The following is a 21,186-nucleotide window of genomic DNA, read 5'->3' as shown; positions in this document are numbered from 1 at the left end:
AGTAGTGCGGCAGCGTTTTACTTATTCGTCGTGCTCGATCAGCGCGGTAACCGCCGCGGAGGCTGCATCGGGATCCGAACGCAAAATGGCATCGATAATGGCCTGATGACGCTCCAGTTTGACCACCGAGTCACGGGTCACGGTACGGAAATAAACCTGGAATACTGCTTTGAACAGGTTACCGAACGGCGTCAGGAACGGGTTGCCACTGGCAAAATAGATCATCTGGTGGAATTGGGTATCCACTTCAATCCAACGATCTTTATCAAAGCACTCGTCCAGCGCGCGCATTTCGCCCATCAGCAACGAGAGCTGATGACGGTCTTCCGGTGACGCATATTGCGCGGCCATCGCTGCCGCTTTTGGCTCCAGCATAATCCGCAGTAGCTGAAAGTCGTCGACCAATTTTTGCTTGTCGTCCTGCTCTGCCCACCAGGTCAGGAGATCCTGATCCAGGAAGTTCCAGTTACGACGAGGCATGACCCGGGTTCCGATCCGCGGGCGTGGTAACAACATGCCTTTTGCGGCCAGCATTTTCACAGCCTCACGGACTGCGGTACGGCTTACCCCGTACATTTCACCTAATTCCATTTCGCCCGGCAAAATTGCGCCGGGGGCGATTTGACCTGCCAAAATCTGACGTCCGATACTTTCTGCCAACTGATATGACAGATTACGCTGGGCCGCTTTTTGATGGTGGTGATTCATTTGTCCTCCCAACCGAATGCGGTGGTGTTGTTATAAGAGCCGCCGGCCCATTGTTCGACGGTAATTTTATCTATATTAGTAGGATGAAACATTATGAAATAGTGCGAAATACTATGAAATGGAGTGCTTATTTTGTAACAGCCAGCGGGCGATAAAATCGACAAACTGCTGTGGCTGATTCAGATCCAGTTGCGGTACCGAGACCGGCTGTGGCTCATCAGAGCCGAGCGCAATCACCTGCGCATCCAGCAAACTGGCCAGCGGACGGTTTACCTCCTGTCGGTAAAGAGCGATTTTGGGGATCGGTTCGTGTTTAAAGCCTTCGACCAACACCAGATCGGTGCGCGTGGGGTCTAACTGACGGCACAGAAAGTCCAAACTGGCCGCGGGCTCGCGCTCGGGCGGCGTTTCGGTCATCAAAGCCCAGCGTTGATCGCACACCACAATGGTTTGTTCCGCACCGGCTTTACGCAGCTCGAAGCTGTCTTTGCCGGGGGTGTCGACATCCACATCGTGGTGGGTGTGCTTGATGAGTGCTGGACGGATCCCCTGTTGGCGTAGCAGAGGCAGCAGCGCTTTGAGCAAGGTGGTTTTCCCGCTGCCGCTGTAACCCACAATTCCCAAGATCGGCAACGTCATTCCAACTTCTCCAATTCAGACTCTATCATCATACAATTATAGGGCGTATTTACGTTAACGAAAGCCGCCGCCTGATCGGAAAAGTCAACTGTTACCGCATGTTGCTGCTGGAAGAAGGCCATCAACCGGCGCTCACCTTGTTGCAAACTGGCACTGATAGCCGGCAGCAAGCGCTGGTGTAACAGCGCAAACACCGGATGTGCTCGCTCACCATCGTGGGCAATGGCACAACTGGCATCCCCTATCTGCTGGGCGAAGCGCGCGACCAGATCGCGTGGCAAAAGTGGGCTATCACAGGGCACACAGACCACATACTCTGTCGTACAGTGTTGTAAGGCGGTGAGCATACCGGCCAAGGGGCCAGGAAAATCAGGGGTGCTATCGGGATAAACAGGAAAACCACTTTCTGCATAACTATGCAAATTGCGATTGGCGATAATGTGTAGGCTGCTGACCTGCGGTTGCAGGCGTTGCACGGCATACCAGTATAAAGGATGACCGGCGACCTGACGTAATCCCTTATCGTCGCCGTCCATGCGTGTAGCTCGGCCTCCGGCCAGAATGGCACCGCTAATCACTGTGTTCACTGCCACCTTCTTTGCTCGCTGAATTCCGGCTTCATTTTAGCGCTGCTTTCCAGAATTGAAATATTCAGATACATAATAATTGCATTATCTTTAGCTGCATATAGCGGCAGTTTCACTGCAGAAAGTTGCATTTTAGCCCCAGATCTTGTGCTGTGACGGTAAACCCTGCTATTTTTCAGGGATAATAATGCACATACGGCACCCCAGGGTGCGGGAAAACAGAAGGTAAACCTGCAATGAAATGCCATCGCGTAAATGAATTGATTGAACTGCTGCATCCGGCCTGGCAAAAAGAGCCCGATCTGAACCTGATTGCCTTTTTACAAAAACTGGCGCAGGAAGCGGGTTTTACCGGTGATTTCAACGATCTGACCGATGATGTGTTGATCTATCACCTGAAAATGCGTGAGGCCGATAAAGCCGCGCCAATCCCAGGTCTGGCCAAAGATTACGAAGATGACTTCAAAACCGCGCTGCTGCGTGCACGTGGGATCATCAAAGACTGATCGCAGGCGAGCGCCCCGCTTGGCCGTGGGTTAGCGTAACGCAAATCAATGCAAAACGTCACGTATAGCGCGTGGCGTTTTTTTATGGCCAAAATATGGTTTGCTGGTGATGAGTGCGTCTCGGTAGCCCTTTTTGCCTTGATGTAAGCAAAGTGATAATAAAAAGTTGCGTTATGTGGGGCGCAGCTGCGTTATACTGGGCGCGAATTTGTGGAGTATTAGCGCAGGTATCGATTCAGGCGGAACCCAGCCGAACGAGGGAAGCATCTGCGCCTAGCCAGCCGGTGGCGGAGCAAGCGAGGGAGAGCGGGAATGCAGCCAGATCCGCAGCAAAAATCGACCATTCCGGTCAAGAATGTCAACACGGATATTAACACCTCGGACAGTCCTTCTGGGTTGAAGTATTTTGACCCGAGTCAGCGCCTGTATGTTCGCGCCGTCAGCGGAACTTATCAGCGTCTACGTCGTTACGGTGGTTGGGTGTTGATGCTGCTGTTTTTCCTGCTGCCGTGGTTACCTTACCAAGGGCGACAAGCGATTTTGCTGGATGTGGAGCAGCAACAGTTTCACTTTTTTGCCACCACCTTGTTTCCACAAGATCTCACCTTGCTGGCTTGGTTACTGATCATTGCCGCTTTTGCCCTGTTTTTTATTACCACCTTTTTAGGCCGCGTCTGGTGCGGGTATTTGTGCCCGCAAACGGTGTGGACGTTCATTTTTATCTGGTTTGAAGAGCGTTTTGAAGGCACTGCCAACCAGCGTCGAGCATTGGATAAAGCCCCGCGTAGCGCCAATAAAATTCTGCGTAAAACCGCCACGCATCTGTGCTGGCTGGGGTTTTCCCTGCTGACGGCATTGGCGTTTGTCAGCTACTTTGTGCCAGCGAAAGCACTGTACAGCGAATTTTTCCGCGCCGCCTCTGGCGGGTGGACGGTCTTTTGGGTGCTGTTTTTTACCGCCTGCACTTACGCCAATGCCGGTTGGATGCGTTCTATCATGTGTACGCACATGTGCCCGTACGCCCGTTTTCAATCAGCGATGTTCGATCGCGATACCTTTATCGTGGCCTACGACAGCGCGCGCGGAGAGCCGCGTGGGCCGCGGCGGCGCAAAGTTGATCCGGCGAGCTTAGGCCTAGGCGCCTGTATCGATTGCGATCTGTGCGTGCAGGTATGCCCGACCGGCATCGATATTCGCCAAGGCTTGCAGTATGAGTGCATCAACTGCGGGGCGTGTATCGATGCCTGCGATCAAACCATGCAGCAGATGGGCTATGCACCGGGACTAATCAGCTATACCACCGAGCACAAGCTGGCCGGCCACAAAACCCGCTTACTGCGACCGAAACTGCTGGGCTATGGGTTGGTACTGGTGGTGATGATCGGGCTCTTTAGTGCCAATTTACTGCGCTTACAACCGGCCAATTTAGAGGTGCTGCGCGATCGTAATCAGCTGTATCGCATTAACAACGAAGGCGCGATTGAAAATACCTTTATCCTCAAGCTGCAAAATAAAACCCAGCAACCGGTGACGTACCAGTTAGCGGTGCAAGGGCTGCCGACTGATGTGCAGTGGTTGGGGCCACAGAAAGTGCAAGTGGCGCCTGGTGAGGTGGATACCATTCCGCTGACGTTGGCCGTACCTGAAGGCGCGGCGTTATCTGCGGTGCAGCCGATCCGCTTTAGTGCTACTGCCGTCAACGGCAACGGCGCCGCAGTGAGTGCGGAGAGTCGCTTTTTTAGCGAGCGTTAATTTGGGTACTCAATAGCACTTAACTGGTGTGAAGTGCCGCGTCTTATAGCAGGGCAGCGCGGGATAGGCGCAATTGGCAATTGATCAATGAATGTTGCCGCCTGCGCTGCGCCGGCTGATTCTGCTATGCTGTGCTCTACTTGATGATGATGGTACAGGCCGACCATGACTGAGCACAGCAGCGCATTTGCTTTTCAAACACTCTCTCCCGATCTGATTATGGATGCCCTAGAGGCGGTCGGGATCCGTGTCGATTCCGGTTTGTTGGCTCTTAACAGCTATGAAAACCGCGTGTACCAGTTACTGGATGAAGACCGGCGCCGGTACGTGGTGAAATTTTATCGTCCACAGCGCTGGAGTGCGGCGCAGATCCGCGAAGAGCATGCGTTTGCCTGTGAGCTGGCCGCCGCCGAGATCCCGGTGGTAGCGCCACTGACCCTGCAAGGCGATACCCTGCATCAGCACGAGGGTTTTTGGTTTGCGGTATTCCCGAGTGTCGGCGGACGCCAGTATGAAGTGGACAATCTGGAGCAGCTGGAGTGGGTGGGGCGCTTTATGGGCCGTCTGCACCAGCAGGGGCAAAAGCAGCTGTTTAACGCCCGGCCGACGCTGGGGCTGGATGAATACCTGTATCAGCCGCGCGATTTTTTACAACAATCCGATTTTATTCCGGCCGAATTACGTCCGGTGTTCTTTGCCGATCTGAATATGCTGATCAACGAAATCGAGCAGCACTGGTATAGCGATTGGCAGCCACTGCGCCTGCACGGTGATTGTCATCCGGGCAATATTTTGTGGCGCGATGGCCCGCTGTTTGTCGATTTGGATGACGCGCGCAATGGCCCAGCGGTGCAGGATTTATGGATGTTGCTTAACGGTGAGCGGCATGAGCGTTTGATGCAGCTGGATATTCTGCTGGAAAGTTATGGCGAATTTTGTGATTTTACTGCGCGGGAATTGCAACTGATCGAGCCTTTGCGTGGTCTGAGGATGGTGCATTACATGGCGTGGCTGGCTCGGCGCTGGGAAGACCCAGCATTTCCGCGCAGCTTTCCATGGTTTGCTGAGCCGCGTTATTGGGAGCAGCAGATCTTGGCCTGTAAAGAGCAGATCGCCGCGTTGCGCGAACCGCCATTGCAATTGATGCCAATGTATTAAGGCGCGTTTCTTGCGCGCTTCAACCGGCATCGTTTGGGTTTAGAGAGAGGCGTGGGTGGCAACCCGTGTGGGTCTGCCTAGCACCATCAGCGTGTTTTTATTGTTTATTTTAAAGGATGTGGAAATGAAGAAGATTTGGCTGACGTTAGCGGGATTGTTGCTGGCGACTCAAGTGGCTGCCGCCGAGTTTACTGAGGGTAAACAGTATGTGGCTTTGGAGCGTCCGGCTACTGCCAGACCGGAAGCCATTGAGTTTTTCTCCTTCTACTGCCCAGCGTGTTTTGCGTTTGAAAATACGTTCCATATTCCGCAGATGATCCGCTCTGAAATGCCGACAGATGGCCAGTTCAAGCAATACCACGTTGATTTTCTGGGCCCATTGGGTAAAGACCTGAGCCAAGCGTGGGCGGTGGCCAATGTGTTGGGTGTGGAGCAGAAAGTAGCACCGGTGCTGTTTGAAGGGATCCAGAAAACCCGTAGCATCAAAACGCCAGCCGATATCCGCGCCGCGTTTGAAAAAATCGGTGTGAAAGGTGATGAGTATGATGCCGCGCTGAGCAGCTTCATGGTGAGCTCGTTTGTCGCGCAGCAGGCCAAAGCAGCGCAGGACTTCCAAGTAGAAGGCGTGCCATCTATCTACATTAACGGCAAATTCCGCATCGAACCTCGCGGTTTTGACGCGAAAAACAATGATCAATTTGTGCAGCAGTACGGCGCGTTAGTTAAATTCCTGCTGCTACAAAAGTAAGTTTGAGCGTCTGGTTGCCGTGGTAACCGAGCACAATCGTAAAGCGCGTCCAGCACTCGTGGTGGGCGCGTTTTTCTTTACATAACTTTTCTTATCTCGCCCTTGCTGGCGCCAGTCCGCCCCCGTAAAGTACTTTCCGTGATTCATATCCTTTGTTGTGGGAGTGTAAATAATGAAGATGAAAGTAGGGATGCTGGTGGCAACGTTATTATTGGCGGCTCCCGCATTCAGCCCAGCACTGCAGGCTGCGGAATTCACCGATGGCAAGCAGTACACCACCTTTGATAAACCGGCCACCGCCAAGCCACAAGCACTAGAGTTTTTCTCGTTTTATTGTCCGCATTGTTACGCGTTTGAGTATGATTATGGCCTGCCGGCTAAGATCGAATCAGCGCTGCCAAAAGACGGTGAATTTATCCAATATCACGTCGATTTTTTAGGGCCGTTAGGGCCGGATTTGACCCGCGCGTGGGCGGTGGCGATGGCGCTGGGGGTAGAAAAGCAGATCCAACCGGTGCTGTTTAACGGGATCCAGAAAACCCGCACCATCAACAGCGTGGCCGATATCCGCAATGCCTTTTTGCAAATCGGGGTAAGTGCACAAGAGTATGACTCGGCGCTGAACAGTTTCATGGTCAACGCGCTGGTCGCCAAGCAACAGCAAGCGGCGCAAGCCTATGAGCTGCGCGGTGTGCCGACCGTGATCATTGATGGCAAATACCAGATTAACATGGGCGGCTTGCCGGCGGATTCTACCGAGCAGTTTATCCAAAGCTACGATGGCGTAGTGAAATTCCTGCTGCAACAGCCGCGCGCCTAAGCTCTGCTATGTAAAAACCGCAATGTAAAAACAGCGATGTAAACGCAAGGGCGTTGGTCAGTGACTCGCGCGGAGGGTGAGAGGCGTGGTCTGTGTCTCACCCTCGAGCTGTTTTCGGCGCTGTTGTGTGCAGTCTATGTTAGCCCTCAGATCAATGAGGGAAACACTGGCGTTTGCAGCAATTCCCGTAGGCGCGCATCGTGTGGGCTATTGGCTGGCCACAGTGCATGCAGGGTAAAGACTTGCGGTGGGAAATCGGCTTGTACACGCCACTGCGCCGGTAGTTGGCTTGCCGCCAGCTGATCGGGGATAAAGGCACAGCCCGGCTGATGATGCAGATGCTGCAAGGTTTGCAGCAACGACTCGCTTTGTAGCCGAGGTGGATGATCCGGCGCAAACCACACCGCTTGTTGCTGGATAAACGCGTTGCCCCAGTCGATGCGGCAATATTGCTCAGGTCGCAGCCGTACCCCACTCGGCAGGTTAGTGCCTAATTGTAACCGGATTTCACCGCAGGCGAGGGCGTTAATCTCTTCGCTGCGCGGCAGATCGAGGCTGAAGGCCAAATCACACTCTTGTTCGGCTAACTGACGGCTCACGGAGCGGGAGCTGCTGATCAGGGTGCGCAGCGGCTGCTGTGGGTGTTGTTCGCTGAGCCGGCCCAGCCAGTCGGTCAATCCCGCTTCCCACAGGCAGGCCGGCGCACTGAGGCGCAGCGGCTGGCCTTGCTGCGGCGATTCGGTCACTTCCTGCCGAGCCTGTTGCCAGGTTTGCAGCAGGGTGCGGGCATACGGCACCAAGCGCTCGCCTGCCGCGGTGAGCTGGATGTTATGGCGATGACGATTGAATAACACCACCCCCAACTGACTCTCTAGCTGGCGGATCCGAAAGCTCACGGCGGACTGGGTCAGGTACAGGGATTCAGCGGCTTTACCGAAGTGCCGGGTTTTACTCACGGCAATAAAGGTTTTCAGTAATTCGGTATCCACGTCCCATCTCCAAAAAAACTCATCATAACGATAAAAATATTTTGTTTTACAGCGGCGTCAAGCCTCACTAATACTCCGCGCCATAAACCACACGACCATGATACTTTAGGAGCGTGTCTCATTATGGCGGAAAGCTTTGTAACAACACGTCGCTTCTTCGATAATAAGCATTATCCGCGTGGTTTCGCCCGTCATGGCGATTTCACCATCAAGGAAGCACAGATTCTCGAGCGTCTGGGTGCCGCTTTCGATGAGCTGGACTCTGGCAAGCGCCAGCCGGCCACGGAAGAAGAGCAACTGTTCGTGGCGGTATGCCACGGCGAGCGTTCAGCAGCAACGGAAAATGAAAAGGTTTGGATCAAGTACCGTGACAATACGCGGCGTCCGAAGCGTTTTCATACCCTGTCTGGCGGTAAGCCGCAGGCCGATGCAGCGGAAGACTACACCGACAGCGATGAGTAAAACAACCGGCGCCTGATGGCGCCGTTTTTTTTGCCGTACATTGGCGCACTTACTCTGGCTCTGGCGTCGATTGGCCATTGGCGACGCGGCCAAGGTGCTGTAAGACGCGATCCATGGCGCGATAGCCGAGGGCTTCGGCCAGATGCTGGCGCTGCAAATGCGGCTCGGCGGCCAAATCAGCCAGTGTGCGCGCCACTTTCAAGATCCGGTGATAGGCACGCACCGACAATCCGAGTCGACACAAGGTTTGCTCTAAAAACAGCGCATCTTGGCTGTTTAAATGGCAATCTTGCTCCACTTCACGGCTACCCAGTTCGGCATTGAGTTTACCACGCCGCGCCAGTTGCCGCTCGCGACAGCGCAGGATGCGCTCTCGAACCTCGGCACTGCTCTCGCCGCGCTGCGGCGTCCCACTCAAACTGCCTTGTGGCAGCAGTGGCACTTCAATCGATAAATCAAACCTATCTAAAAACGGGCCGGATAAACGGCTTAAATAGCGCAGCACTTGTTGCGGTGAGCTGCGGTTATGCGTGCCTTGATAGTGGCCGCTTGGGCTGGGGTTCATGGCGGCAATCAGCTGAAAACGAGCGGGAAAACGCACTTTGGCTTGGGCGCGCGAGATAATGATCTCCCCGGATTCCAACGGCTCGCGCAGCGCATCGAGCACCTTGCGATCAAATTCCGGTAATTCATCCAAAAACAAAATCCCGTTATGGGCTAGCGAGATCTCACCCGGGCGCGGCAGGCTACCGCCACCGACCAAGGCCGCTTGCGAGGCGCTGTGGTGCGGGGCGCGAAACGGGCGCTGTTTCCAGTTACCGGCATGAATGTCTTGGTGCACTAACGAGCCAATCGCGGCAGTTTCCAGCGCTTGCGCGTCACTGAGCGGCGGTAACAAGTCACGCAGTCGGCTAGCGAGCATGGTTTTGCCGGTGCCCGGCGGGCCAAGTAGCAGCAAATTGTGTTGGCCGGCGGCGGCAATCTCCAACGCCCGTTTGGCTTGCTGTTGACCTATGATGTCCTGCAAATCGGCGCTAGATGGCGTTAGCGTGGCACTGGCTGCAAGTGGCGTTTGATGCGCTAGCGGCTGTTTGCCGTTTAAGTGCGCGCAGACTTGCGCCAGATTTTCCGCTACCAACGGTGCGGCATTGCCCACTAATCCCGCTTGAGTGGCATTGGCAGCCGGTAAAATCAGCTGTCGGCCGGCGCTATGGGCGGCCATCACCGCTGGGATCACGCCAGTAACGGCGCGCAATTCACCGGAGAGCGCTAACTCGCCAGTAAATTCATAGCGAGCCAGCGCACGGTCATCAATTTGCCCTGAGGCGGCCAGAATGCCGAGGGCGATCGGCAAGTCGAAACGGCCACCTTCCTTGGGCAGATCGGCGGGTGCCAAGTTAACGGTAATGCGCCGAGCGGGGAATTCCAGCCCGCTATTGAGCAGCGCACTGCGCACCCGATCGCGCGCCTCTTTGACCGAGGTTTCGGCCAGACCAACCAGCGTCAGCCCCGGCAAACCGGCGCTGATATGCACCTCGATGGTAACTGCCGGTGCCTGCACGCCGATGCTGGCGCGGCAGTGAATAATGGCCAGTGACATAGCGGTGGAGTGTTCCTTGTGATGAGCGCCTACGAGGGCAAAAAAAGAGCTTCATTTTTACCCTTAAAAATCAGTTTGTTATTCAGGCGCTTTTTAGATGCGCGAAGATTTTCGCAAAAATAAGTTGTCAAAAACTGAACAGCTGTGATACCTCTTTAATTGTGCAAAGCATGACCGGGCTCTCATTGCCGGAGGCGTGGTCAGCAGACAAACACAACAACTAAACACTATAAATCCGGGAAAGAATTCGACTTATGCAGTCTATCCGTGCCGTGCTAACCCTAATTATCGTCAACGTGGTGATTATTATCTCACCGCGCGGGGTCGCACTTGGCAAACGGCAGACTGACTAACAGACAGGCAAGCCGGAAAACGAGAAGCCCCCGCACCGAAAGGTCCGGGGGCTTTTTCGTACAGGAATACCGGTGGCCATATTCACAAGGAGTACAGAGCATGAGTGACACGCCAAGCATCCGTACCCGCCATGAGCAGATGAGGTAAAGCCATGACGGGATCGCAGCGAACGGGAGCCCAATGGGTGGTAGAGGCCTTGCGAGCGCAAGGGGTGGAGACAGTGTTCGGTTATCCGGGCGGTGCGATTATGCCGGTGTATGACGCCCTGTATGATGGCGGCGTCGAGCACCTGCTATGCCGTCATGAGCAAGGAGCGGCGATGGCGGCGATCGGTTATGCCCGGGCGAGCGGTCGCGTTGGGGTCTGTATCGCCACGTCTGGCCCGGGTGCCACCAATTTGATCACCGGTTTGGCCGATGCGTTGCTGGATTCGGTGCCGGTGGTGGCGATCACCGGTCAAGTGGCCAGCCCACTGATTGGCACCGATGCCTTTCAGGAAGTGGATGTGCTCGGTCTTTCTTTGGCTTGTACCAAGCACAGTTTTTTAGTGCGTCGTCCTGAGGAGCTGACCTCGGTACTGGCCGAAGCCTTCCGCGTGGCCAGCAGTGGCCGTCCGGGGCCGGTGTTGGTCGATATTCCCAAAGATATTCAACTGATGGCTATTCGTCCGCAGCCGTTGGCAGTGGCTGATGTGCCGCAGCCTAGTTGCCCGCCATCGGCACTGGCGCAGGCCCAGCAGTTGCTGCAAGCCGCGCAGCGCCCGATGCTGTATGTCGGTGGTGGCGTGGCCTTGGCCGGCGCGAGCGCGCAGCTGAACGCCTTACTGCGCCACAGCGCCATGCCGTCGGTGGCGACTCTGAAAGGCTTGGGCGCGGTCGATCCGCACCATCCCTACTACTTAGGCATGCTTGGCATGCACGGCAGTAAAGCGGCCAATCTGGCGGTGCAGCAGTGCGATTTGCTGCTGGTGGTCGGGGCACGTTTTGATGACCGGGTGACCGGCAAGTTGGACACCTTTGCCCCTGACGCCAAGGTGATCCATCTGGATATCGACAGCGCCGAATTTGGCAAATTGCGCCGTCCCGATGTGGCATTACACGGCGATCTGCGGGCGTTACTGCCAGCCCTCAGTGCGGCACTGACCGCGCCGCTTAGCATCGCGCCGTGGTTGGCGCAGATTGATGCGCTCAATGCCGAGCATGCGTGGGATTATGCCGCGGCAGAGCACGGTGAGCGCATTGATGCTCCGGCGCTGCTGCGCACGCTGTCACAGCGCCGTCCGCGCACCAGCGTGGTGACCACCGATGTGGGCCAACACCAGATGTGGGTCGCTCAACATATGCAGTTTACTTCTCCGCACGATCTGCTGACCTCCGCCGGTCTGGGCACGATGGGCTTTGGGTTACCGGCAGCGGTGGGCGCGCAGATGGCGCGGCCACAAGATTGCGTGATCTGCGTTTCCGGCGATGGCTCGTTCATGATGAACGTGCAAGAGCTCGGCACCCTTAAGCGCCGGCGTCTGCCGGTAAAAATCGTACTGCTGGATAACCAGCGCCTGGGCATGGTGCGGCAGTGGCAATCGCTGTTTTTTGCTGGCCGCTTCAGCGAAACCGATTTATCGGATAACCCCGATTTCCTGACGTTAGCATCGGCGTTTGGCATCCCAGGTCAGCAAATCTGGCGCCAAGATCAAGTGGCCGATGCGCTGGAAACCATGCTGGCAAGCCCAGGCCCTTATCTGCTGCATGTACGGATTAACGAACAGGACAACGTCTGGCCACTGGTTCCACCGGGCGCCGGAAATGACACTATGCTGGAGGCGCTGTGATGACATCCCCAATTAGCCATACCCAGGCAAACCACAATGCGATGCACACGTTGGTGGTCGATGCGCGTTTTTGTCCGGAAGTGGCCGAGCGTGTATTACGTGTAACACGGCATCGCGGTTTTCAGGTCTGGGCCATGAATATGGTGCTGGCAGACGCCGCGGATCGTGTCAATATTGAGCTTACGGTCTGCAGTGAGCGGCCGGTGGAGCAGTTATCCGCCCAGCTGGGTAAATTGATTGATGTCGCCAGTGTCTGTCTGCGGGCTGTACAGTCTGACAGTAACGGTATGTTGGCCGCCCCCCACCCGATGATCCGTGCCTGAAGCACGGCCAAGCGACAAGGATGAAATGATGAGCAAGAAAGCAGATTTTATTTGGTTTAACGGTGAGATGGTGCCTTGGGCTGAGGCCAAAGTACACGTATTGTCCCACGCTATGCACTATGGCACGTCGGTGTTTGAGGGGATCCGCTGCTACAACACGCCAAAAGGCCCGGTGGTCTTCCGTCACCGTGAGCACATGCAGCGCCTGCTGGACTCCGCCAAAATCTACCGTTTCCCGATCCCTTATTCGTTAGAGCAGCTGATGGAGGCATGCCGCGCCACCTTGCGCGACAACCATCTGGAGAGTGCCTACATTCGTCCGTTGGCCTTTATCGGTGATGTGGGATTAGGGGTCAATCCACCACCGGGCTATCAGTGTGACTTGATCATCGCCGCTTTCCCGTGGGGCGCCTATCTGGGCGAAGAAGCGCTGCAACAAGGGGTGGATGCGATGGTGTCGTCGTGGAATCGCGCTGCACCCAACACCATTCCGACCGCGGCCAAAGCTGGCGGTAACTATCTGTCTTCCTTGCTGGTGGGTAGCGAAGCGCGCCGTCACGGTTACGCCGAAGGCATTGCGCTGGATGTGCGCGGCTATGTTTCGGAAGGGGCGGGTGAGAACCTGTTTGTGATTAAAAACAACGTGATTTACACCCCGCCATCGACTTGCGCCTCACTGCCGGGGATCACTCGCGATGCGATCACCACCTTGGCGCGCGATCTGGGCTACGAAGTACGCGAAGAAGTGATTGCCCGCGAAGCACTGTATCTGGCCGATGAAGTGTTTATGACCGGCACCGCCGCGGAAATCACCCCGGTGCGCAGCATTGATGGTATCGAAGTCGGTATTGGCCGCCGCGGTCCTGTGACCGAGCGTTTGCAACAGGCGTTCTTCGGGCTGTTCAGTGGCGAAACCGAAGACAAGTGGGGCTGGTTGGATCCGGTGAATCCGTAAGTCTGACTATTTGTACACGCAGATCGGCACGAGTAACAGCATAAGCTTTGCGGCGGCCTGATGGCCGTCGTGATACTGCAGTCGATGCAGTAGATACAGTGCCGTCGATACCGTTTTTCTACGGCGCGCGCGAAGCGCCGCCGTCTCAACACAGGGATGATTTTCATGGCGAAGTACCGCTCCGCAACCACCACGCATGGCCGTAATATGGCGGGCGCACGCGCACTGTGGCGTGCCACCGGCATGCAAGAAAGTGATTTTGGTAAGCCGATTATTGCGGTGGTGAACTCCTTTACCCAGTTTGTGCCGGGCCATGTGCACCTGCGTGATTTAGGCGCGTTGGTTGCTGGTGAAATTGAAGCGGCGGGCGGGGTCGCCAAAGAGTTCAACACCATCGCGGTGGATGATGGGATCGCCATGGGCCACGGCGGTATGTTGTATTCCCTGCCATCGCGAGAGTTAATTGCCGATTCGGTCGAGTATATGGTGAACGCCCACTGCGCCGATGCCATGGTGTGTATCTCCAACTGCGACAAAATCACCCCCGGAATGCTGATGGCTGCGCTGCGTCTCAATATCCCGGTGATCTTTGTCTCCGGCGGCCCGATGGAAGCCGGTAAAACCAAACTCTCGGATCAAATCATCAAGCTGGATCTGGTCGATGCCATGATCCAAGGCGCCGATCCCAAGGTTTCCGATGAACAAAGCCAACAGGTCGAGCGCTCGGCCTGTCCAACCTGCGGCTCTTGCTCGGGCATGTTTACCGCCAACTCCATGAACTGCCTGACCGAAGCCTTAGGCTTGAGCTTACCCGGCAACGGTTCACTGTTGGCGACCCACGCCGATCGCCGTGAGCTGTTCGTGCAAGCTGGCCAGCGCATTGTGAGTTTGACTAAGCAATATTATGAACAGGACGATGCGCGCGTACTGCCACGTAGCATTGCCAGTAAGGCGGCGTTTGAAAACGCCATGGTGCTGGATATCGCCATGGGCGGCTCTACCAACACCGTATTGCACCTGTTAGCGGCGGCGCAGGAAGCGGAGGTCGATTTTGGTATGGATGATATCGACCGCTTATCACGCCAAGTGCCGCACCTGTGTAAAGTCGCGCCAAGCACCCAGAAATATCACATGGAAGACGTCCACCGCGCGGGTGGCGTGATGGGGATTCTTGGTGAACTTGACCGTGCTGGTTTGCTCAATCGCGAAGTGCGCAATGTGCTGCAACTGAATTTAACCGATACGCTGGCGCGCTACGACATCATGCAAACGGACGATCCGGCGGTGCGCGAGATGTTCCGCGCTGGCCCAGCCGGTATTCGCACCACGCGCGCCTTTTCCCAAGCCTGCCGCTGGCCAACGCTGGATGACGATCGCGAGCAGGGCTGTATCCGCCGCCGCGAACATGCGTACAGCCAAGATGGCGGGTTGGCGGTGTTGTCCGGCAATCTGGCGCAAAACGGCTGCATCGTCAAAACCGCTGGGGTAGAGGCGGAGAATTTACTGTTCCGTGGTCCGGCGCGGGTATTTGAAAGCCAAGATAGCGCGGTGGAGGCGATTTTGGGCGGTCAGATCAACGCCGGTGATGTGGTGCTGATCCGCTACGAAGGGCCAAAGGGCGGACCGGGAATGCAAGAGATGCTGTACCCAACCAGTTACCTCAAATCGATGGGATTGGGCAAAGCGTGCGCCCTGATCACCGATGGCCGTTTTTCGGGCGGCACATCTGGGTTGTCGATTGGTCACGTGTCGCCAGAAGCGGCCAGCGGTGGGGTGATTGCGCTGGTGGAAGAAGGCGATCTGATTGCCATTGATATCCCACAGCGCAGCATCGTGCTGGAAGTGGATGAGGCAACGTTGGCCGCCCGAGCTGCGGCCATGCAGGCGCGCGGTAAGCTGGCGTGGAAGCCGGTCGATCGTCAGCGTCCAGTATCACTGGCGCTGCGCGCCTACGCCAGCTTGGCCACCAGTGCCGATCGCGGCGCGGTGCGCGATCGCAGCAAGCTAGAGGAGTAACCCATGTCGCAAGCGGATTTTCTCAGCGCGCAGCCACAAGCGTTAGAGTACCTACGCGCGGTGGTGCAAGCGCCGGTGTATGAGGTTGCGCAGGTTACCCCGTTGCAGGCGATGGATAAGCTCTCGGCGCGCCTCGGTAACTGTGTGCTGGTCAAACGCGAAGATCGCCAGCCGGTGCACAGCTTTAAGCTGCGTGGGGCGCACGCCATGATTGCCACGTTGTCGCCAGCACAAAAAGCCGCTGGGGTGGTCGCCGCCTCGGCCGGTAACCATGCCCAAGGGGTAGCGCTGTCCGCCAGTCGCCAAGGCTTGAAAGCCTTGATTGTGATGCCGCGAACTACCCCAGATATCAAGGTGGAGGCAGTGCGCGGTTTTGGCGCTGAGGTATTGCTGCACGGCGATAACTTCGATGAAGCCAAGGCCAAGGCGATTGCCTTGGCGCACGAACAAGGGCTGACCTTTATCCCTCCGTTTGACCATCCGGCGGTGATCGCCGGGCAAGGCACGTTGGCGCTGGAGTTATTACAGCAAGACGTGCATCTGGATCGGGTGTTTGTGCCGGTCGGTGGTGGCGGTTTGGCGGCGGGTATGGCGGTGGTTATCAAGCAGTTGATGCCGCAAGTCAAAGTGATCGGCGTTGAATCGGAAGACGCTGCCTGTTTGCAGGCGGCATTAGAAGCCGGTGCGCCGGTGGATCTGGCGCGAGTTGGTATGTTTGCCGATGGCGTGGCGGTGAAGCGCATCGGCGACGAAACCTTCCGCCTGTGTCAGCACTATCTGGATGACGTGGTGACGGTGGATAACGATGCCATCTGTGCGGCGATGAAAGATTTGTTTGACGATGTGCGCGCAGTTTCTGAGCCTTCTGGCGCCTTATCGCTGGCCGGACTAAAAAAATATGTCCAGCTGCACGGCATCCAAGGTGAGCGGTTGGCGCATGTGTTGTCTGGCGCCAACCTCAATTTCCATGGTCTGCGTTATGTTTCCGAGCGCTGTGAGCTGGGCGAGCAACGCGAAGCCTTGCTGGCGGTGACTATTCCTGAGCGCAAAGGCAGCTTCCTGCAATTTTGTCAGTTGCTGGGCGGGCGTTCGGTCACCGAGTTTAACTACCGCTATGCCGATCCGGACAACGCCAGCATTCTGGTCGGGGTGCGCTTGACCCGTGGCATCAGTGAGCGGCAAGAGATTGTCAGCGAGCTGCGCGCGGGGGGCTATGACACCCTTGATTTATCCGATGACGAGCTGGCCAAACTGCATGTGCGTTACATGGTGGGTGGCCGTCCGGCGCAGGCCTTGAGTGAGCGGTTGTACAGCGTGGAGTTTCCTGAGTGTCCGGGGGCGTTGCTGCGCTTTTTGCAGATGCTGGGTACGCGCTGGAATATCACCTTATTCCATTATCGTAACCACGGCGCCGATTACGGTCGGGTACTGGCCGCCTTTGCCTTGCCGCCAGATGAGCAGTCAGCGTTTGACCGTCATCTGCAAGAGCTCGGTTATGTGGCCCATGATGAGACCGATAACCCGGCGTTTCGTTATTTTCTTGCCCGTTAACGGCGTTATTGCGCACTTAACCACCAAAATTGCCACTCAGAGCCATCCCTATTAGGGATGGCTTTTATTTTTGCTGTGGTGCGGTTGGGGTTTTCTTATGATCAGTGGTACGCGAGGCGGATGGGGATTATGGCGCGCTGACCGTATCCCAAAACGCGGCTAATAGCGGCTCATGTAAGCGTTTTTTCTGCGCGCAGACCCCCAGATCAAACGGCACAAAATCCAGCGATTCCACTTCCAATTTGGCCACCCGATCACGTACCGGGCTGTTTTCCACCACCACGGTGGGAATGGCGGCCACCCCACAACCGAGCGCCACCATCGACACTATGGCTTCATGGCCGGCGACGGTCGCATATATGTGCGGATGTGTGACATGTCGGCGGCGCAGCCACTGTTCGATACGTCGCCGCGCTGGGCCGTGCTCCGGCAAGATAAACGGCACCTGTGCCCACGGCACCGGCTGTTGTAAGACTTGTTGGCGCACCTGACAGGCCATGGCGGGGATCACCAGCGCCAGCGGAATTTCGCCAAGCGAGACAAACGCCGCCGAGGCCGGTAGCGGCTCGGGGCGGGCGGCGATCGCCAAATCTGCCGCATCTTGCAACACGCGCCCCACCGCATCGGCCGCATCGCCGGTGCTGAGTTTGATCTCCACTTTCGGGTAACGCAGGCGAAAGCGGTCCAAAATGGCCGGCAAGTGGCTGTAGGCGGCGGTCACCGAGCAAAACAGACGCAGCTCCCCTTGCAGATCATCGGCTTGTGGGCGCAGCTGATGTTGTAGCTGCTGCCAATTGAGCAAGGTCTGCTCGGCAAAGTGGCGCAGCTGACGGCCGGCATCGGTCAGGGTGACGCTGCGGTTATCGCGCACAAACAACGGTTGCCCGGCTTCCTCTTCTAAGCGCTGAATTTGGCGCGATAAGGTGGAGGGGCTGACATGGCAAGCTTGGGCGCTGCGGCCAAAATGGCAGCTGTCGGCCAGATGCAAAAACAGTTTCAAATCACGCAGTTCCATCTGCCACTCTCCATAGGATTAGCGCTGTAGGCCGCGCAGGGAGCGCGGGTATTGGCCGCATCCATTACGTTGCAAATAATGCAATACCATATTCGGAATATATCAATTTAAGCAACGACAATCTTCGCCTAGTATCAGATTAACGCCACCGATTGCTTACGCAGGCTTTACATCGTTAACCCTGCGGCAACAGCCATCGGCGCCGGTCACAGTGGCCGGAGAATGGAATTGATGCTTACCCGAAAGCCTTAGCGCGGCGCTGCTTGCCGACCTACATGCAGTGCCACGGACCTGAATCACGGAGAGTTTGTCATGGCTAACTATTTTAATACCTTGAATTTACGCCAGCAGCTGGCGCAACTGGGCAAATGCCGCTTTATGGCGCGCGATGAGTTTGCGGCCGGTGCCGAGTACCTGAAAGGCAAGAAAGTGGTGATTGTTGGCTGTGGCGCCCAAGGTCTGAATCAAGGCCTGAATATGCGCGATTCGGGTTTAGAGGTGGCGTATGCGCTGCGTGATGAAGCGATTGCGGAGCGCCGAGCGTCGTGGAAAAAAGCCACCGACAACGGTTTTGTGGTCGGCACCTATGCAGAGCTGATCCCGCAAGCCGATCTGGTGGTGAACCTGACCCCAGACAAACAGCACTCCGCGGTGGTGCAAACGGTAATGCCATTGATGAAGCAAGGCGCGGCCTTAGGTTACTCGCACGGCTTTAACATCGTGGAAGTGGGCGAGCAGATCCGTAAAGACATCACCGTGGTGATGGTGGCGCCGAAGTGCCCGGGTACTGAAGTGCGCGAAGAGTACAAACGCGGTTTTGGTGTGCCGACCCTGATTGCGGTGCACCCAGAAAACGATCCACAGCGCGAAGGCTTGGCGATTGCCAAAGCGTGGGCGGTGGCGACCGGTGGCGATCGCGCCGGGGTGCTGGAGTCCTCTTTTGTCGCCGAAGTGAAATCTGACCTGATGGGCGAGCAGACCATTTTGTGCGGCATGCTGCAGGCCGGTTCGTTATTGTGCTATGACCAGCTGGTGGCGGAAGGTACCGATCCGGCTTATGCCGGTAAGTTGGTCCAGTTCGGTTGGGAAACCATTACCGAAGCACTCAAGCAAGGCGGCATCACCTTGATGCTGGATCGTCTGTCGAATCCGGCCAAACTGCGCGCTTTTGCGCTGTCTGAGCAGATTAAGCAGATTTTGCGTCCGCTGTTTGAAAAACACATGGATGACATCATCAGCGGCGAGTTCTCTGCCGGCATGATGGCCGATTGGGCCGAAGATGATGTCAAACTGCTGACCTGGCGCGCCGAAACCGGTGACAGTGCATTTGAAAATGCGCCGGTCTATAGCGGTAAGATTGAAGAGCAAACCTACTTTGACCAAGGCACCGTGATGGTGGCGATGGTTAAAGCTGGGGTGGAATTGGCGTTTGAGACCATGGTGGCGTCCGGTATTTATCCAGAGTCAGCATACTATGAATCACTGCACGAGTTACCGCTGATTGCCAACACCATTGCCCGTAAGCGTCTGTATGAGATGAATGTGGTGATCTCCGATACCGCAGAATACGGTAACTACCTGTTTGCCAATGCCGCAGTGCCATTGCTGCGTGATCAGCTGATGCCAACGTTGCAACCAGGCGATCTGGGTCAGCCAGTGCCTGCCGCAGGAGTGGATAACGCCGCGCTGCGCGTGGTCAATGAAGCGATTCGTAACCACCCGATTGAGGTGATTGGTCAGATTCTGCGCGGTTATATGACCGACATGAAGAAAATCAGCGTGGCCGGTTAAGCGGCGCCCTGCACCATAACGTTTTCCGCTAAATCACATTAAGCAAACTGTTGCCCGGCTTTGGCCGGGCTTTTTTATACCCGTTCTACTTGCCGCTTACCTGCAATGACACGTGGTTTGGGTTTGTGCCGCTGATGAGGTGTGTTACTGGTTGCGGCCCCTTTTTTTCGTGATCGAACCCGCTTCTTGCGGCCAAGTGATTGCCGCCGCGCAGGCTTGGCGTTATGCTCGGGAGGTTAAATTCTCAGGGCGGGGTGTAAGTCCCCACCGGCGGTATCTGTCTTATGTCAGCGGCATAACGGCAGCAGCCCGCGAGCGCCTGCCATACCTTGGTAGGGTCAGCAGATCCGGTGAGAAGCCGGGGCCGACGGTTATAGTCCGGATAGAAGAGAGTGACGACACGCAACTACACTGCCGATGGCAGCTGGTTGTTATTGTCTGGTGATCGGCCAATCGGCTGCGCTTACTGGTCTGTATTTGGCTTTTGCTGTCGAATTGTGATGGTGAGAGGTGAAATACCGTGGTGGGCGGGCGGTAGATCGCGGGCGCCGTTTGGCGGTGCGCGTAGGGTCGATAACCTGTAACTCCCTCTTGTTGTGCCCTGATTCTGGTAATCCATAGTATTTGCATGAAGGACGTTTTTTACCATGAATCAGTCACTGCTTAGTGCTTTTGGCTCCCCGATTGAACGCGTTGAACAAGGTTTAGCGGCACTGCGTGCTGGCCGTGGTGTATTGGTGCTGGATGATGAAGATCGCGAGAACGAAGGCGATCTGATTTTTGCTGCCGAAACCATTACGCCAGAGCAAATGGCGCTTACGATTCGTCATGGCAGCGGCATTGTGTGCCTGTGTATCACCGAAGCGCGTCGCCGCCAGCTGGAGCTGCCGATGATGGTGGAAGTGAACTCTAGCCAGAATCAAACCGCCTTTACCGTGACCATTGAAGCGGCGCACGGTGTCACCACTGGCGTTTCAGCGCAAGATCGCGTGACCACGATTCGCGCGGCGATTGCTGATGATGCGCGTCCGTCAGATATTCATCGTCCAGGACACGTGTTTCCACTGCGCGCCCAAGATGGCGGCGTGTTGGCGCGTCGCGGTCATACCGAAGCGACTATCGATCTGATGCGTCTGGCCGGCTTTAAGCCGTATGGCGTTTTGTGTGAGCTGACCAACGATGATGGCAGCATGGCGCGCACGCCTGAGGTAATTGAATTTGCCCGCCAGCATCAGATGCCGGTACTGACCATCGAAGATCTGGTGGCTTACCGCGAAGCGTATCCATTTGCGGAGTAAAGCTTGGGCTTGGGGTTTGGGCGGGCCTGTTTGAGTCATCGCCTCGATAAAGGCCGGCATGTTGCCGGCCTTGTGCTGTTCGGTTT

General features: G+C 56.2%; 19 protein-coding genes and 1 riboswitch. Of the genes, 13 read left to right on the top strand and 6 right to left on the bottom strand.

What is annotated here, in order from left to right; genetic code table 11:
* Positions 1–21: 21 nt before the first annotated feature.
* The 3 genes from LQ901_RS13275 to mobA all read right to left on the bottom strand — a co-directional run bounded on the left by LQ901_RS13275 (position 22) and on the right by mobA (position 1,934).
* A complete protein-coding gene (locus tag LQ901_RS13275) occupies positions 22–708 on the bottom strand; it encodes a FadR/GntR family transcriptional regulator (protein ID WP_010862927.1) in 687 nt (228 codons plus the stop codon).
* A gap of 111 nt (positions 709–819) precedes the next feature.
* Positions 820–1,347 carry a molybdopterin-guanine dinucleotide biosynthesis protein MobB gene (mobB, locus tag LQ901_RS13270; protein ID WP_010862926.1) on the bottom strand — a complete coding sequence of 176 codons (528 nt, stop codon included), beginning with the start codon at positions 1,345–1,347 and terminating at the stop codon, positions 820–822.
* Complete coding sequence (mobA, locus tag LQ901_RS13265; RefSeq protein WP_064977050.1) at positions 1,344–1,934, bottom strand: molybdenum cofactor guanylyltransferase MobA; 591 nt, start codon at positions 1,932–1,934, stop codon at positions 1,344–1,346. Before mobA ends, mobB begins: the two co-directional genes overlap by 4 nt.
* 236 nt (positions 1,935–2,170) lie before the next feature.
* Between mobA and LQ901_RS13260 the strand changes: the two genes are divergently transcribed.
* The 5 genes from LQ901_RS13260 to LQ901_RS13240 all read left to right on the top strand — a co-directional run bounded on the left by LQ901_RS13260 (position 2,171) and on the right by LQ901_RS13240 (position 6,918).
* A complete protein-coding gene (locus tag LQ901_RS13260) occupies positions 2,171–2,440 on the top strand; it encodes a YihD family protein (protein WP_010862924.1) in 270 nt (89 codons plus the stop codon).
* Positions 2,441–2,752: 312 nt separating this feature from the next.
* Positions 2,753–4,192, top strand: a complete 1,440-nt coding sequence (gene ccoG, locus LQ901_RS13255) for a cytochrome c oxidase accessory protein CcoG (RefSeq protein WP_064977051.1) — start codon at positions 2,753–2,755, stop codon at positions 4,190–4,192.
* A 165-nt stretch (positions 4,193–4,357) separates the two neighbouring features.
* Entirely contained in the window at positions 4,358–5,350 is a 993-nt protein-coding gene (locus tag LQ901_RS13250) for a serine/threonine protein kinase (RefSeq protein WP_152135440.1), read from the top strand.
* 124 nt (positions 5,351–5,474) lie between these two features.
* Positions 5,475–6,098, top strand: a complete 624-nt coding sequence (gene dsbA / locus LQ901_RS13245) for a thiol:disulfide interchange protein DsbA (protein ID WP_152135439.1) — start codon at positions 5,475–5,477, stop codon at positions 6,096–6,098.
* Between the two features lie 190 nt (positions 6,099–6,288).
* Positions 6,289–6,918: a DsbA family protein gene (locus LQ901_RS13240; RefSeq protein ID WP_036769310.1), complete on the top strand. Its 630-nt coding sequence runs from the start codon at positions 6,289–6,291 to the stop codon at positions 6,916–6,918.
* Between the two features lie 146 nt (positions 6,919–7,064).
* On the opposite strand, the gene hdfR is transcribed toward LQ901_RS13240, so the two are convergent.
* Complete coding sequence (hdfR, locus tag LQ901_RS13235; protein ID WP_064977053.1) at positions 7,065–7,907, bottom strand: HTH-type transcriptional regulator HdfR; 843 nt, start codon at positions 7,905–7,907, stop codon at positions 7,065–7,067.
* A 123-nt stretch (positions 7,908–8,030) separates the two neighbouring features.
* On the opposite strand from hdfR, the gene LQ901_RS13230 reads away from it, so the two are divergent.
* On the top strand, positions 8,031–8,369 hold the full coding sequence (locus LQ901_RS13230; protein ID WP_010862918.1) for a DUF413 domain-containing protein: 339 nt from the start codon (positions 8,031–8,033) through the stop codon (positions 8,367–8,369).
* A gap of 49 nt (positions 8,370–8,418) precedes the next feature.
* Here LQ901_RS13230 and LQ901_RS13225 read toward each other — a convergent pair whose 3' ends face one another.
* Positions 8,419–9,969 carry a YifB family Mg chelatase-like AAA ATPase gene (locus LQ901_RS13225; protein ID WP_152136790.1) on the bottom strand — a complete coding sequence of 517 codons (1,551 nt, stop codon included), beginning with the start codon at positions 9,967–9,969 and terminating at the stop codon, positions 8,419–8,421.
* Between the two features lie 505 nt (positions 9,970–10,474).
* Between LQ901_RS13225 and ilvG the strand changes: the two genes are divergently transcribed.
* From ilvG to ilvA, 5 genes are all read left to right on the top strand, one after another.
* Positions 10,475–12,151 carry an acetolactate synthase 2 catalytic subunit gene (ilvG, locus tag LQ901_RS13220; RefSeq protein WP_152136791.1) on the top strand — a complete coding sequence of 559 codons (1,677 nt, stop codon included), beginning with the start codon at positions 10,475–10,477 and terminating at the stop codon, positions 12,149–12,151.
* Positions 12,151–12,474, top strand: a complete 324-nt coding sequence (gene ilvM, locus LQ901_RS13215) for an acetolactate synthase 2 small subunit (protein ID WP_230405891.1) — start codon at positions 12,151–12,153, stop codon at positions 12,472–12,474. The genes ilvG and ilvM overlap by 1 nt, the downstream gene beginning before the upstream one ends.
* A gap of 25 nt (positions 12,475–12,499) precedes the next feature.
* Positions 12,500–13,429, top strand: coding sequence for a branched-chain amino acid transaminase (locus LQ901_RS13210; protein WP_167550108.1), 930 nt, complete (start codon positions 12,500–12,502; stop codon positions 13,427–13,429).
* A gap of 165 nt (positions 13,430–13,594) precedes the next feature.
* A complete protein-coding gene (ilvD, locus tag LQ901_RS13205; protein ID WP_152138275.1) occupies positions 13,595–15,445 on the top strand; it encodes a dihydroxy-acid dehydratase in 1,851 nt (616 codons plus the stop codon).
* 3 nt (positions 15,446–15,448) lie between these two features.
* Positions 15,449–16,996 (top strand): threonine ammonia-lyase, biosynthetic, encoded by a 1,548-nt coding sequence (gene ilvA, locus LQ901_RS13200; protein WP_233672316.1) that lies wholly within the window; start codon positions 15,449–15,451, stop codon positions 16,994–16,996.
* 127 nt (positions 16,997–17,123) lie between these two features.
* Here ilvA and ilvY read toward each other — a convergent pair whose 3' ends face one another.
* Positions 17,124–18,011, bottom strand: a complete 888-nt coding sequence (gene ilvY, locus LQ901_RS13195) for an HTH-type transcriptional activator IlvY (RefSeq protein WP_010862910.1) — start codon at positions 18,009–18,011, stop codon at positions 17,124–17,126.
* A gap of 312 nt (positions 18,012–18,323) precedes the next feature.
* Between ilvY and ilvC the strand changes: the two genes are divergently transcribed.
* Positions 18,324–19,802: a ketol-acid reductoisomerase gene (gene ilvC / locus LQ901_RS13190; RefSeq protein WP_233672315.1), complete on the top strand. Its 1,479-nt coding sequence runs from the start codon at positions 18,324–18,326 to the stop codon at positions 19,800–19,802.
* 236 nt (positions 19,803–20,038) lie between these two features.
* Positions 20,039–20,200, top strand: a riboswitch (FMN riboswitch).
* A gap of 249 nt (positions 20,201–20,449) precedes the next feature.
* Positions 20,450–21,100: a 3,4-dihydroxy-2-butanone-4-phosphate synthase gene (gene ribB / locus LQ901_RS13185; protein ID WP_010862908.1), complete on the top strand. Its 651-nt coding sequence runs from the start codon at positions 20,450–20,452 to the stop codon at positions 21,098–21,100.
* Positions 21,101–21,186 lie beyond the last annotated feature (86 nt).

It is taken from the genome of Plesiomonas sp. PI-19, from assembly GCF_021368255.1.
GTDB classification, from domain to species: domain Bacteria; phylum Pseudomonadota; class Gammaproteobacteria; order Enterobacterales; family CAMTGL01; genus Plesiomonas; species Plesiomonas shigelloides.
The sequence above is the reverse complement of the archived record's forward strand: the minus strand, read 5'-3'. Positions and strand labels throughout refer to the sequence as shown.

What these genes read in the sequence shown, in the direction of transcription:
- LQ901_RS13275 (WP_010862927.1), bottom strand. Translation starts at nt 708, where the DNA reads ATGAATCACCACCATCAAAAAGCGGCCCAGCGTAATCTGTCATATCAG.
- mobB (WP_010862926.1), bottom strand. Translation starts at nt 1,347, where the DNA reads ATGACGTTGCCGATCTTGGGAATTGTGGGTTACAGCGGCAGCGGGAAA.
- LQ901_RS13260 (WP_010862924.1), top strand. Translation starts at nt 2,171, where the DNA reads ATGAAATGCCATCGCGTAAATGAATTGATTGAACTGCTGCATCCGGCC.
- ccoG (WP_064977051.1), top strand. Translation starts at nt 2,753, where the DNA reads ATGCAGCCAGATCCGCAGCAAAAATCGACCATTCCGGTCAAGAATGTC.
- LQ901_RS13250 (WP_152135440.1), top strand. Translation starts at nt 4,358, where the DNA reads ATGACTGAGCACAGCAGCGCATTTGCTTTTCAAACACTCTCTCCCGAT.
- dsbA (WP_152135439.1), top strand. Translation starts at nt 5,475, where the DNA reads ATGAAGAAGATTTGGCTGACGTTAGCGGGATTGTTGCTGGCGACTCAA.
- LQ901_RS13240 (WP_036769310.1), top strand. Translation starts at nt 6,289, where the DNA reads ATGCTGGTGGCAACGTTATTATTGGCGGCTCCCGCATTCAGCCCAGCA.
- LQ901_RS13230 (WP_010862918.1), top strand. Translation starts at nt 8,031, where the DNA reads ATGGCGGAAAGCTTTGTAACAACACGTCGCTTCTTCGATAATAAGCAT.
- LQ901_RS13225 (WP_152136790.1), bottom strand. Translation starts at nt 9,969, where the DNA reads ATGTCACTGGCCATTATTCACTGCCGCGCCAGCATCGGCGTGCAGGCA.
- ilvG (WP_152136791.1), top strand. Translation starts at nt 10,475, where the DNA reads ATGACGGGATCGCAGCGAACGGGAGCCCAATGGGTGGTAGAGGCCTTG.
- ilvM (WP_230405891.1), top strand. Translation starts at nt 12,151, where the DNA reads ATGACATCCCCAATTAGCCATACCCAGGCAAACCACAATGCGATGCAC.
- LQ901_RS13210 (WP_167550108.1), top strand. Translation starts at nt 12,500, where the DNA reads ATGATGAGCAAGAAAGCAGATTTTATTTGGTTTAACGGTGAGATGGTG.
- ilvD (WP_152138275.1), top strand. Translation starts at nt 13,595, where the DNA reads ATGGCGAAGTACCGCTCCGCAACCACCACGCATGGCCGTAATATGGCG.
- ilvA (WP_233672316.1), top strand. Translation starts at nt 15,449, where the DNA reads ATGTCGCAAGCGGATTTTCTCAGCGCGCAGCCACAAGCGTTAGAGTAC.
- ilvY (WP_010862910.1), bottom strand. Translation starts at nt 18,011, where the DNA reads ATGGAACTGCGTGATTTGAAACTGTTTTTGCATCTGGCCGACAGCTGC.
- ilvC (WP_233672315.1), top strand. Translation starts at nt 18,324, where the DNA reads ATGGCTAACTATTTTAATACCTTGAATTTACGCCAGCAGCTGGCGCAA.
- ribB (WP_010862908.1), top strand. Translation starts at nt 20,450, where the DNA reads ATGAATCAGTCACTGCTTAGTGCTTTTGGCTCCCCGATTGAACGCGTT.